We start from the raw sequence: 11,774 nt of genomic DNA, 5'->3' as shown, positions 1-11,774 counted from the left end.
TCGCACTCGGTGTGACGATCCCGGGAACGGCGGCCACCCCTTTCGCATCCAAGGGCCGGATTCGGGATCGAGAGGGGACGCCATGGAGCTCGCTTGTCCGCGGTGCGCGCAGGTCGACCAGGTGCAGAGCGTGCCGGCGGTGTTCCAGGCCGGGCAGACCACCTACCGCGTGCAGGGGTCGATGACGGCCGTCCCCGCCGGTGACGGCGTGGTCTACACCGCGACGGCTCATCGCGGCGTGTCGGTGACCGCGACCGCGGCGGCGCTCAACCCGTATCCCGTGGTCCGTGGCGGCGGGTGCTTCCTGACGCTGACCCTGCTCATGCTGATCCCCGCGTTCGTGTTCGTCTCGTTCGCCAACGACGTGCTCGCCGAGAACCCCGCGCCGACCGCGGGCGGCCGCGTCGGGGCGGCGATCGGGGCGTGGATCTTCCCGTTCGGGGCGTTCGCGCTGGTGGCGCTGTTCGCCGTGCTGTTCGTGCTCCGGCTGCGGCGCAACGCGCGGATCCGGCGAGGCATCCCGGACGCGCTGGAGTACTGGCGGCAGGCGTGGTTCTGCCACCGGTGCGGTGGCGTGTTCTTCCCGCGCGGCGACCTGATGCCTGCCGCGGAGTTCCGGGGCCGGGTGTGGCGCGCGGGCGGCTACGCCGGGCTCAAGCCAGGACGGTGAGCGCACCGGGGACGCAGGAGATGTCGATCGGGAGCCTGCCCAGCGGCTCGCCGTCGGCGTAGACGGGCAGATCGCTGCCCGCGAGGTGGATCCGGCTCGCTTTGAGAGTCCGGACCGCCGGATGCGCGATGTGCTCGCCGGAGCGGACGCCGGGCAGCATGCGGAGGAGATCCCGCCTGGTCGCGTTGCCCACGACGGTGACGTCGAACCGGCCGTCCTCCGGATCCGCTCCCGGGCAGATCCGCATGCCGCCGCCGTAGAACGGGGTGTTGCCGACGGCGATCATGGTGGCGTCGAGTTCGAGTGTCTCGACGTCGGTGCGGAGCAGGACCGGCCGGGGCCGGAACGCGGCGAGTTCGGCCAGGATCGCGACGTCGTAGCGACGCGGTCCGCGAGGCCAGGACAGTCTGTTCGCGCGTTCGGTGACCAGGGCGTCGAAGCCGGAGCAGAGGACGGTGGCGAACCAGGCGTCACCGGCCCGGCCGAGGTCGATCCTGCGTCGCTTCCCCTCCGCGATCTGCCTGGCGGCGAGATCGACGGCCGCGTGCGGGTTCTCCGGGATGCCGAGCGCCCTGGCGAAGTCGTTGCCGGTGCCGGCGGGGACGAGACCGAGGGCGACGCCGGATTCCGCGCAGAACTGGACGCCTTGGTGCGCCGCGCCGTCGCCGCCGAGGACGACGAGGACGTCCAGCCCGGCCGCGCGCGAGTCGGTCATCAGCGCTCGGGATTCCTCGACCGTGTTGGCGACGAGGACGTCGAGCCGGTCCACGGCGGGCCGCAGCCGCGCCGCGACCGACTCCGTCAAACGTCCTGCGGCTCCGTTACCGGAGGCGGGGTGGACGGCCAGTGCCGCGTGCATCCCCGGGATCAGGTGACGTCGTCGGTGCTGGTCCGCTTGCCGCCGGTCGCGGCGGAAGGCTCGTCGTCGATCTTGCTCGGCGTGTAGTCGAACGGCGCGGCCTCGTCGTCGTCGAGCTTGTCCCAGCCCTCGGTGCCGCGTTCCTTGTCGAGCTTGCGGTCGTGGAAGCGCGCGATCTGGATGGACAGCTCCAGGAGCACCACCAGCGCGCCCGCCAGTGCGAGCATCGAGAACGGGTCGGAGCCGGGCGTGGCGAACGCGGCGAAGACGAACACGACCATGATCAGGCCGCGGCGCCACTTCTTCAGCATCTGGTACTTCAGGACGCCGACGCGGTTCAGCATCACCACGAGCAGCGGGAGTTCGAAACTGACGCCGAAGATCACCAGCAGCGACAGGATGAACGAAACGTACTTGTCCGCGGTGAGCGCGGTGATGAACTGGTCTCCACCGAAGTTCATCAGCAGTGCGAGAGCGTGCGGGACGAGGAGGTACGCCAGCACGGCGCCCGCGGCGAACAGTGCCGATGCGAAGGCGACGAAGGTGAGCGCGTACTTGCGCTCCTTCGAGTAGAGGCCGGGCGCGATGAACGCCCAGATCTGATAGAGCCACACCGGTGAAAGCAGGACCGCGCCGCCCGCGAGACCGACCTTCAACTGCGTCATGAACGCTTCGAAGGGCACGGTCTGCAGAAGCTTGCACTCGCCTTCGGTCCCGCCGAACCGGCGGTCCGCGGGAATGGCGCAGTAAGGATCGACCAGCAACTTGCCCAGCGATGGAACGGGGCCCAGCGTCGTCTGGAACCAGATGAAGCCGAAGATTCCGCCGACGACGAGAGCGAGCAGCGCGAAGCCCAGGCGGCGCCGGAACTCGTAGATGTGCTCGATGAGCGTCATCGTGCCGTCGGGGTTGCCGCGACGGCTGCGCTTGCGCCGCTTCGACCCGCGGCGTTCCTCACCGGAGGCGGAATCCGCCACTGAACAGTCCGTTCTCGTCAGGGTCCACCATGAGCGCGCCGTGACTTCGGCGCGCTCATCCGCGAACAGGCTCCGCTGGGCTTGCTGAGACCGCTGCTCGCCAGCCGATCAGCTGGCGTTCTTCTGCGCCTGCTCCGCCGGCGCGGGCGTGGGGGCCTGCTGCTTCTTGAGCTCGTCGAGCTGACGCTGGAGGTCGGCGACCTGCTTGTCCTGCGCCGTCGAAGCGGCGGGCGCGGGCGTGGTGGCCTGCGGCAGCTGCTTGGTCTCGACCTCTTCGGTCTCGGCGGCCTTGTCCTTGTCCCCGGCCATGTCCTTGGTCTCGGCCTTGAAGATCTTCATGGACTTGCCGATGGACCGCGCGGCGTCCGGAAGCCTCTTGGCGCCGAACAGCAGAACAACGACGAGCACCAGGATGATGATGTGCCACGGCTGCAGCGCGTTCATCGTTTGCGGCCTCCTTCTCGAGTCTCTGTGTGAGATGTTACCGGTCTTCGAGCCCACGTCGTTGCGCGATCGCCACGCGGAGCGCGGCCGATCGGGCGCGGAGCAGCCCTGTCCGTTTTCGGGTGTTCGTAGCCACCATGCTCATCGTATGGGTGAGCACGCGCAAGACTCTGCGTAATTTGATTAGCAGAACAAAGAGCAGGACCAGCCCGGCGATAGCGAGCACGATGCTCGGCAGGTACGACACGGCGTCACCCTACTGCTCGTAGGTTGACGTTAGGTGACGAGCCCGCGCCAGCGCGTCGGACGCTCGTCGACGAACCGCCTCCGCGAGCACGACGGGGCTTTCGACCTGCGCGTCCCCACCGAGACCGAGGATCAGCCGGACCATCCACGATTCGTCCGCGTACCGCATCCGGATCCGCAGGCGCCCGCCGTCGAGCTCGGCGAGTTCCTCGCAGGGGTAGTACTCGGCTACCCAGCGTGTGTCCGGGTCGAGCACGAGAACGGCTTCCTGCTGATCGGGACGCGGCCGGAAGACACCGTCGGAAATGTCGGTCGGCCGGGCGTGCGCGGGCGGGACGGCGGGTTCGTCGAGCACGGTGAGCTCGTCGATGCGGTCGAGCCGGAACAGGCGGACGTCCTCGGCGCGGCGGCACCACGCTTCGAGGTAGCCGACGGCCTGGACGATGAGCAGCCGCATCGGGTCGACGGTGCGTTCGGTGATCTCGTCCTTCGACGCGGTGTAGTACCGGATCCGCAACGCGCGCTTCGCGGTGAGAGCGGCCCGGACGGCTTCGCGGGTGCCGGCGGTCTTCTTTCCTTCGCGGACTCCCCCGCCGACGACGATCCCGGACGGCTGGGCCTGCCCCGCGGCGGCCTCGATCTTCGCGATGGCACGGCGGACGGCATCGGCGTCGAGTACGCCGGGAGTCTCGGCCAATGCCCGCAGCGCGACGAGCATCGCCGTCGCCTCGCCGCCGGTGAGCCGCAGCGGGCGGTTCATGCCCGCGTCGTGCGTGACGACGATCGTGTCGCCTTCGAAGGAGAGGTCGATCAGATCGCCGGGGCCGTAGCCCGGCAGCCCGCACATCCAGAGCAGTTCGAGATCCTTGCGCAACTGCTTGGGCGTGACGTCGAAGTCGTGGGCGGCGTCGGTGATCTTGATACCCGGCCGGGCGAGCAGGTACGGCACGAGCGCGAGCAGGCGCGGCATCCGTCCGGTGGCGCTCATCGGGCACCGCCCGCGTGCGCGATGGCCTCGAGACGGCTGAAGACCGACTTCGCGAGGACGTCGGGTTCGAGGACCAGGACGTCCGGACCGTGGGCGGTGAGCCAGTCGGCGGCGGATTCGGGATAGTACAGCTCGATCTCCACGAGATCGCCTTCTTCTCCCCCGGCGTCGCTGCGACCGACCACCCGGCCACGGCGGCGGACCCCGGCGGCCCGGCCGTCGGCGACCCAGACGCTCGCCGTGGTCGGCGCGGACGGGTCCTCACTGCTGCTGGCCGAAACCATCCGCAGCAGGTTGACCCCTTCCGGGCGCTCCACGACGCCGCCTTCGCCGAAGGCCGCGACCTTCCCGGTCACCCGCGAGAGACGGAAACACCGGGACGCGCCACGGTCCCTGTCGTGCCCGACGACGTACCAGCGGCCTCGCCAGGACACCACACCCCACGGTTCGAGGGTGCGGATCTTGCGTTCGGCCGAACCGCTGCGCCGGTACTCGAAGCGCACCGCCTGCCCGGCCTGCACGGCGGCGAGCAGCGGGCCGAACGCCGGTTCGGCGCGGACGCGAGGTTCGACGACGGTCGGGGCGTGGTCGTCGACTTCGACCCCGGCGGCGCGGAGCTTCACCAGCGCGCCCTGTGCTTCTCCGGTCAGTTCCGGTGAATCCCAGAGCCGGACGGCGAGGCCGACCGCGGTCGCTTCGTCGGGCGCGAGGTCGATTTCGCCGAGTTCGTAGTCGCGGCGAGCGATGCGGTAGCCGTCGATCGCGTCGAACGCGGAGTTGCGCCCGGTCTCCAGCGGGATGCCGAGTTCGCGCAGTTCGGTCTTGTCGCGCTCGAACATGCGGAAGTAGGCCTCGTCGCTGGCCGCGTCGGCATACCCGGGCACGATGCCCCGGATCCGCTCGGCGGTGAGGTACTGCCGGGTGGACAGGAGGGCCAGAACCAGGTTGACCAATCGTTCGGCGCGTGCGGTGGACACCCGGTTACCCTAGCCCGCGCCGTCCGACCCGATGGTGAGAGCCGCCGATCGCGCGTCATAACGATCCCTGGCGCTCTCCACTTCGTCGAACCTCGTCTCTGCCCAGTCCTTGATCCCGGCCACCAGCCGCAGGAGACTCCGGCCGAGTTCGGACAGTTCGTAGTCCACGCGAACCGGCACACACGGCGTGACGGTGCGGGTCAGCAGACCGTCCCGTTCCAGGGTCCGCAGCGTCTGCGTGAGCATCTTCTGGCTGACGCCGGCGATCCGCCGGGAGAGGTCGCTGTAGCGCTGGGAGCCGTCGCCGAGGGCGACGAGGACGAGACTGACCCATTTGCCCGAGACCTCGTCGAGCAGCTTCCGGGCCGGGCAGGCCGCGAGGTAGGCGTCGTAGGCCCGTTTCTCCTCGTCCCGCCGTTCCTGTGCCGTGCGCGTGACCACGGTCGCCGTACCTCCGCGTGGGTTGGGCACCTCGAGGTGCGTACTTCCCGATGGAGAGTAACTCCCCATACGTTCGCGGTGAACGACCCCTTGGAGGAGAACGATGCGCGCTGTGGTGGTCCGCCGGTTCGGCGGTCCGGAAGTCCTGGAGTTCACCGAGATCCCGTTGCCGGTACCGGGATTCGGTCAGGTGCGGGTGCAAGTGGCCGCGGCCGCGGTGAACCCGGTCGACGCCGCGACCCGGTCGGGTTTCCTGACCGAGGCGGGGATCATCCCGCCGCGCGAGGTGATCGGCATCGGCTGGGACGTGGCAGGGACTGTCGACGCGGCGGGCGACGGTGTCACCGGGTTCGCCGAGGGGGACGCCGTGATCGGCCTGCGGGACCGGCCGTCGGCCGCGCTCGGCACGCACGCCGAGTTCGTCGTCCTCGACGCGGCAGCGATCGCCGCCGCCCCGCGGACGGTGTCCACTGTGGAGGCCGCGACACTGCCGCTGAACGGTCTCACCGCGACACAGGCACTCGATCTGCTCGATCTGCCGCCGGGAGCGACGGTCCTGGTGACCGGCGCGGCGGGCGCCGTCGGCGGCTACGCGGTCGCGTTGGCCAAGGCCCGTGGCTTCCGGGTGGTCGCGGTCGCCGGTTCAGCCGACGAAGCACTGGTTCGCGGCTTCGGCGCCGAGGTTTTCGTGCCTCGCGGCGACTTTCTCGCCGACCGCGTGCGAGTCGAGATCCCGGGTGGCGTCGACGCGGCGCTCGACACCGCACTGCTCGGACTCGAAGCCCTGGACGCCGTGACGAACCGCGGGCGGTTCGTGGTGTTCGCGGCCGGAGCGGCGCCCATCCCCTTGCGCGGCATCGAGGTCGGGCACGTCTGGATCCGCGCGGACGGCGCCGCGCTGGCCGGACTCGCGACCCTGGTCGACGACGGCGTGCTCGCCCTGCGGGTCGCGGAGACCCTGCCCCTGCACGAGGCGGCGAAGGCACACGAGCGCCTCGCGGCGGGTGGCCTCCGCGGGCGACTCGTTCTGATCCAAGAATAAGTTGACGCTTAATTAAGCCCTCGGTTATGTTCGCGTCATGGACAACGAGGAAACCCGGATAGAACTCCGGCGCGAGTACCCGGACCCGATCGAAGACGTGTGGTCGGCGCTCACCGAATCAGACCGGACGACGCGCTGGATCGGCCCGTGGACGGGAGAAGCCGGTATCGGCAACACGATCATGCTGTCCATGACCGCCGAAGAGGGCTCCGATCCGGCCGCCGCTGTCATCCGCGAATGCGATCCGCCGAAACGCCTGGTCATGGATCTTCGCAACACCGAGGAGCCGACCTGGCGGGTGGAGCTGACCCTGAGCCCGCGAGGCGACGGCACGGTGCTCGACTTCGTGCACCACCTGCCCAAGACCGACTGGGACACCTCGGACATCCTCAAGGGCTGGCACTTCTACCTCGACCGGCTCGGCGCCTCCCTCGTCGGCGAACCGGTGCCCGAGTGGGACACCTACACGCCGCCTAGTTTGGACGCATGAACGATCGAGTACTGCTGATCACCGGCGCCTCCCGCGGCCTCGGCGAAGCCACCGCACGCCGGGCCGCGGCGGCCGGTTTCCGGCTGGCGCTGCTCTCCCGCGACCGCGAGGCGCTGCTCCCCCTCGTCGCCGAGTTCGGCGAGGATCGCACCCTCGCGCTCGCGGTGGACGTCACCGACTGGGAGTCGCTGTCCTCCGCCGTGGAGACGGTGAAGGAGACCTTCGGCCGCCTGGACGCGGTGTTCGCCAACGCGGGGCAGAGCGTCGTGGTCTCGTTCTTCGGCGACGGCGGCGCGGACCCCGAACAATGGCGGGACATGGTGCTGACCAACGTCTACGGCACCGCCCTCACCGCGCGGGCGACCCTGCCGTCGCTGGCGGAATCGAAGGGGCACCTCGTGCTCACCGGTTCGGTCGCCGGGCGCTACCACCGGCCGGGAAACCTCTATTCGGCGACGAAATGGGCGGTGACCGGGCTCGCCGGGTCCATCCGCGAGGAGGCCATCGGCACCGGCGTCCGGGTCACCGTGGTCCAGCCGGGACTGGTCGACACCTCGATGATCCCCGAGGACTCGAAGTCCAAGCCGAAACTGGAGCCCGACGACATCGCGAGGGCGGTGCTCTACGCGCTGGAGCAACCGCCCTCGGTCGACGTCAACGAGATCGTGGTCCGCCCGACCGGCCAGCTCCGCTAGCGCGGCAGCAGCGCTTCGGCCAGCCGCCGCCAGTGCGGCATCGCCGACTCGCCGGGAGCGACCCCGATGACCTGGATCCCGACGTGGTCGGCGCCGGCGTCGAGGTGGCCGTGAAGCTTCGCGACGACGGTGTCGAGGTCGCCCCAGAACACGAGATCGTCGACGAGCCGATCGCTGCCGCGGCCGCCGTCGATGTCGGCCTCGGTGTAGCCGAGCCGGAGATACTTGGCGACGTTGTACTGCGACGTCAGGTACGGGTGCAGGTGCGCACGGGCGATCTCGCGCGCCTTGCCCGGGTCGGTTTCGAACAGGACCGCGTGCTCGACACCAAGGAAGGCCTTGTCCCCCAGCACTTCCCTCGCCTGAGCGGTATGCGGCACCGTCACGTGATAGGTGTGCGCGCCCTCGGACCGGTCGCGGGCGAGCCCGAGCATCTTCGGCCCGTACGCGGCCAGCAGCCGCCTGATCGGGGCCGCGGGAAGCGGGTTCGCGCTGGTGACGGTGTCGAGTTCGTCGAGGTACCCGCTCATCGCCTCCAGCGGTTTGACACCGGGACGCGCACCGCCGAAGCCGAGCCCCAGGACATGCCGGTCCGGGAAGGCGTCAGCGAGCAGGAGTGCCGCGCCGTGGGTCCAGCGCGCTCCGCGGGAATCGATGCGCGCGATCCCGTTGACGACGGAGATCCGCTCGGTGGACGCCAGCAGGAATCCGGCGTGGGTCAGCGCTTCACGGCCGTCCCGTTCCGGGATCCAGATCGCGGGCCAGCCGAGTTCTTCCAGTTCCCGTACCGAATCCCGCAGCAGGCTCGCGGGCTGATCCTCGAAGTCGAACGTCCAGATCCCGAAACGCCCCAGTTCCATCTGTCTCTCCTCAGGTCGAGTACAACATATCGCAGTATCGCAGATTCTCGATATGTTATTCCCGAGGAGGCTCAGATGGAGCGTCCGAGCAGGTCGACGAGCTGGGCGATCCGCTGTTCGTCACGCCGGTAGTGCGTCCACTTCCCCACCCTGGTGGACCGGACGAGCCCGGCACGCTGCAGCAACGCCATGTACGCCGACACCGTCGACTGCGCGAGCCCGAGCTTCTCCTGGAGGTGACTGACGCAGACGCCGACCTCGTTCTGGTCGGCGATCGCCCTCTCCGGCGAAAAATGCCGGTCCGGCTCGCGCAGCCAGCCGAGCACCTGGAGCCGGACCGGGTTGGCGAGCGCCTTAAGCACCTCGACCAGGTGCTCGGTGGTGTCTTGGGCGGGTTCGGCGTGTGCGGTCATGGTCCTTCGAGCTTAACCCGCGGCGAGCCGGGCGGCCCGGCCCTTCGCCCCGCTCGCCCAGCACGCGCCGCGGGCGCAATCGACCGAGTCCAGCGATCCGGTGTCGAACGACTGCCAGTGCCGTCCGCCGTCCGGGCTCAGATCGCTCCCGCCGGGGCCGACGGCGACGACCGTGTTCCCCAGCCAGGCCAGGCCGGAGCGATAACCGACCGGGGCCTCCGGCGGTGTCCGCCACGTGCGTCCCTTGTCCGCGCTGAGCGCGACCGCGGGACCGGGTGCGTTCGGCGCCGCGTAGTCGCCGCCGATGGCCACGCCGTGCCGCGGATCCCGGAACGTCACCGAGAAGACCCCGGCGGAAGCACCGCTGGGCAACGGGGTGTCGGCGGCTTCCCAGGTCCTCCCGCCGTCGCCGGAATGCAGAACCCGCGCGCGTGCCCCGCCGCCGGTCGCGATCCAGGCATCGCGCGGGCCCGACGTGGTGACGCACTGACCGCTGGCGGCGAACCCGAACTCACCTTCCAGCGCGGGAACCATGCCCTCGGCGGGCACGGGCTTCCAGCTGCGGCCGCCGTCCGAAGTGGACTGCAACCGGAACTTCCCGTCCACCGGGTCACTCATCGCGAGGCCGCGACGGTGGTCGAAGAACGCGATGCAGTCGTAGAAGGCGACGGGGTCACTGTTCTGGAAGGACAGTCGCCAGCTCTTGCCGCCGTTGTCGGTGCGGTAGATCCGGGACGCGTCACCGGGCCCGATGGACAGGGCGACCGCGTGATCGGCGTCGAAGGCCTCGATGTCACGGAAGTCGAGGGCTTCGGTTCCGGGCGGTGCGACGGGCTTCCAGGTGCGGCCGCGGTCGGTGGTGCGCAGGACGGTGCCCTTGCTGCCGCTGACCCAGGCCGTGCGGGAGTCCACCGCGGAGAGCCCGCGCAACTGCGCGTCCGTGCCCGTCGGAGTCTCCGTCCACGCGGGGTCGGGGCATTCCGGCGCGGCGTGCGCGACGCCGGTGAACGCCAGCGGGACGACCGCTCCCAGCAGGACCAGCAACGAACGGCGCATCGGCGCACCTCTCCCTCGAAGATCCGTGAAGGCCACCCTAGAGGACCGAGCGTTCCTCAGGATGGCCTTCACGGAGCAACTTCAGAGCGAGGAGATGAGCCTTTCGACCCGTTCGTCCACCGAGCGGAACGGGTCCTTGCACAGCACTGTCCGCTGAGCCTGGTCGTTCAGCTTGAGGTGCACCCAGTCCACGGTGAAGTCACGTCCGGCGGCCTGCGCGGCGGCGATGAAGTCGCCGCGCAGCTTCGCCCGCGTGGTCTGCGGCGGGGTGTCCTTGGCCAGTTCGATCTCGCCGTCGTCGGTGACCCGGCGCACGAGGCCCTTGCGCTGCAGCAGGTCGAAGATGCCGCGGCCACGCCGGATGTCGTGGTAGGCCAGGTCGAGCTGCGCGATGCGCGGGCTCGACAGGTCGAGGTCGTGCTTGGCGCGGTAGCGCTCGACCAGCCGGTGCTTGATCGCCCAGTCGATCTCGGTGTCGATCTTGCTGAAGTCCTGCTGCTCCACCGCCTCCAGCGCCCGGCCCCACAGCTCGACGACACGCTCGGACTGCGGCGAGGAGCCGGTCTCCTTGACGTGCTGGACGGCACGGGCGTGGTACTCCCGCTGGATGTCCAGCGCGGACGCCTCGCGACCGCCGGCGAGCCGCACCTGGCGGCGGCCGGTGAGGTCGTGGCTGATCTCGCGGATCGCCCTTATCGGGTTGTCCAGCGTGAAGTCGCGGAACTGGACGCCCGCCTCGATCATCTCCAGCACCAGGTTCGCCGATCCGACCTTGAGCAGGGTGGTCGGTTCGGCCATGTTCGAGTCGCCGACGATCACGTGCAGGCGCCGGTACCGCTCGGCGTCGGCGTGCGGCTCGTCGCGGGTGTTGATGATCGGCCGCGAACGCGTCGTCGCGCTGGAGACGCCTTCCCAGATGTGTTCCGCTCGCTGGGACAGGCAGTACACCGCCCCGCGGGGCGTCTGCAGCACCTTGCCCGCGCCGCAGATCAGCTGCCGGGTCACGAGGAACGGCAGGAGTACGTCGGCGATCCGGGAGAACTCCCCCGCACGGGTCACGAGGTAGTTCTCGTGGCAGCCGTAGGAGTTGCCCGCCGAGTCGGTGTTGTTCTTGAACAGGAAGATGTCGCCGCCGATGCCCTCGTCCGCCAGCCGCCGCTCGGCGTCGACCAGGAGATCCTCGAGGATCCGCTCGCCCGCCTTGTCATGCGTGACCAGCTGCACGAGGTCGTCGCATTCGGCCGTGGCGTATTCCGGATGGGAGCCCACGTCGAGGTAGAGCCGCGAGCCGTTCGACAGGAAGACGTTCGACGAACGTCCCCAGGACACGACACGCCGAAACAGGTAACGCGCCACTTCGTCCGGAGAGAGCCTGCGTTGCCCGTGAAAGGTGCACGTGACCCCGAACTCGGTCTCGATGCCAAAGATCCGCCGCTGCATCCCACCAGAGTAGGCGGTGAGACCCCACTGATGATGCGCCGTTCGGGCTGCGACACGCGGTAGGTACGTTGCATTCGGTGAAAGGTGTGCGGGATGTCCCGATCGGGTATCACGCACATGACATCCCGGCCCGGAAGTGGGGAACTCGTGTTAAAGCAGCTCAAACGCCCTTTCCG

The 11,774-nt window shown here is 69.5% G+C and carries 15 protein-coding genes; 4 read left to right on the top strand and 11 right to left on the bottom strand.

What is annotated here, in order from left to right; genetic code table 11:
• The first annotated feature begins 82 nt into the window (after positions 1–82).
• The gene (locus tag BKN51_RS11890) at positions 83–670 is read left to right on the top strand and encodes a hypothetical protein (RefSeq protein ID WP_101607700.1); all 588 of its coding nucleotides are present in this window, start codon (positions 83–85) and stop codon (positions 668–670) included.
• Here BKN51_RS11890 and BKN51_RS11885 read toward each other — a convergent pair.
• The 7 genes from BKN51_RS11885 to BKN51_RS11855 all read right to left on the bottom strand — a co-directional run bounded on the left by BKN51_RS11885 (position 654) and on the right by BKN51_RS11855 (position 5,602).
• A complete protein-coding gene (locus BKN51_RS11885; RefSeq protein WP_101607699.1) occupies positions 654–1,529 on the bottom strand; it encodes a diacylglycerol/lipid kinase family protein in 876 nt (291 codons plus the stop codon). The two genes, BKN51_RS11890 and BKN51_RS11885, sit on opposite strands and share 17 nt — an antisense overlap.
• Before the next feature lie 8 nt (positions 1,530–1,537).
• Positions 1,538–2,506: a twin-arginine translocase subunit TatC gene (gene tatC / locus BKN51_RS11880; RefSeq protein ID WP_101607698.1), complete on the bottom strand. Its 969-nt coding sequence runs from the start codon at positions 2,504–2,506 to the stop codon at positions 1,538–1,540.
• Between the two features lie 108 nt (positions 2,507–2,614).
• Positions 2,615–2,950, bottom strand: coding sequence for a Sec-independent protein translocase subunit TatA (tatA, locus tag BKN51_RS11875; RefSeq protein WP_101607697.1), 336 nt, complete (start codon positions 2,948–2,950; stop codon positions 2,615–2,617).
• A gap of 37 nt (positions 2,951–2,987) precedes the next feature.
• The gene (locus BKN51_RS11870; protein ID WP_101607696.1) at positions 2,988–3,197 is read right to left on the bottom strand and encodes a bacteriophage holin; all 210 of its coding nucleotides are present in this window, start codon (positions 3,195–3,197) and stop codon (positions 2,988–2,990) included.
• A 9-nt stretch (positions 3,198–3,206) separates the two neighbouring features.
• Positions 3,207–4,184, bottom strand: coding sequence for a helix-turn-helix transcriptional regulator (locus tag BKN51_RS11865; protein WP_101607695.1), 978 nt, complete (start codon positions 4,182–4,184; stop codon positions 3,207–3,209).
• Positions 4,181–5,161, bottom strand: a complete 981-nt coding sequence (locus BKN51_RS11860; RefSeq protein WP_101607694.1) for a helix-turn-helix transcriptional regulator — start codon at positions 5,159–5,161, stop codon at positions 4,181–4,183. Before BKN51_RS11860 ends, BKN51_RS11865 begins: the two co-directional genes overlap by 4 nt.
• Positions 5,162–5,170: 9 nt before the next feature.
• On the bottom strand, positions 5,171–5,602 hold the full coding sequence (locus BKN51_RS11855; RefSeq protein WP_101607693.1) for a winged helix-turn-helix transcriptional regulator: 432 nt from the start codon (positions 5,600–5,602) through the stop codon (positions 5,171–5,173).
• A 103-nt stretch (positions 5,603–5,705) separates the two neighbouring features.
• Here BKN51_RS11855 and BKN51_RS11850 point away from each other — a divergent pair, with 103 nt between their 5' ends.
• The 3 genes from BKN51_RS11850 to BKN51_RS11840 are packed head-to-tail and all read left to right on the top strand — an operon-like array spanning position 5,706 to position 7,829.
• Positions 5,706–6,644 (top strand): NADP-dependent oxidoreductase, encoded by a 939-nt coding sequence (locus BKN51_RS11850; protein ID WP_101607692.1) that lies wholly within the window; start codon positions 5,706–5,708, stop codon positions 6,642–6,644.
• Positions 6,645–6,681: 37 nt separating this feature from the next.
• Entirely contained in the window at positions 6,682–7,134 is a 453-nt protein-coding gene (locus tag BKN51_RS11845) for an SRPBCC family protein (RefSeq protein WP_101607691.1), read from the top strand.
• Positions 7,131–7,829, top strand: a complete 699-nt coding sequence (locus BKN51_RS11840) for an SDR family oxidoreductase (RefSeq protein ID WP_101607690.1) — start codon at positions 7,131–7,133, stop codon at positions 7,827–7,829. The genes BKN51_RS11845 and BKN51_RS11840 overlap by 4 nt, the downstream gene beginning before the upstream one ends.
• Here the strand turns inward: BKN51_RS11840 and BKN51_RS11835 are convergent.
• The 4 genes from BKN51_RS11835 to pafA form a co-directional block, all read right to left on the bottom strand.
• Positions 7,826–8,689: a TIGR03620 family F420-dependent LLM class oxidoreductase gene (locus BKN51_RS11835; RefSeq protein WP_101607689.1), complete on the bottom strand. Its 864-nt coding sequence runs from the start codon at positions 8,687–8,689 to the stop codon at positions 7,826–7,828. The genes BKN51_RS11840 and BKN51_RS11835 overlap by 4 nt on opposite strands.
• A gap of 71 nt (positions 8,690–8,760) precedes the next feature.
• Positions 8,761–9,102 (bottom strand): ArsR/SmtB family transcription factor, encoded by a 342-nt coding sequence (locus BKN51_RS11830; protein ID WP_101607688.1) that lies wholly within the window; start codon positions 9,100–9,102, stop codon positions 8,761–8,763.
• A gap of 12 nt (positions 9,103–9,114) precedes the next feature.
• Positions 9,115–10,158 (bottom strand): WD40/YVTN/BNR-like repeat-containing protein, encoded by a 1,044-nt coding sequence (locus BKN51_RS11825; RefSeq protein WP_101607687.1) that lies wholly within the window; start codon positions 10,156–10,158, stop codon positions 9,115–9,117.
• Between the two features lie 81 nt (positions 10,159–10,239).
• A complete protein-coding gene (gene pafA, locus BKN51_RS11820; protein WP_101607686.1) occupies positions 10,240–11,598 on the bottom strand; it encodes a Pup--protein ligase in 1,359 nt (452 codons plus the stop codon).
• Positions 11,599–11,774: the final 176 nt, after the last annotated feature.

The sequence above is a fragment of the Amycolatopsis sp. BJA-103 genome (assembly GCF_002849735.1).
Taxonomy (GTDB): domain Bacteria; phylum Actinomycetota; class Actinomycetes; order Mycobacteriales; family Pseudonocardiaceae; genus Amycolatopsis.
The sequence above is the reverse complement of the archived record's forward strand: the minus strand, read 5'-3'. Positions and strand labels throughout refer to the sequence as shown.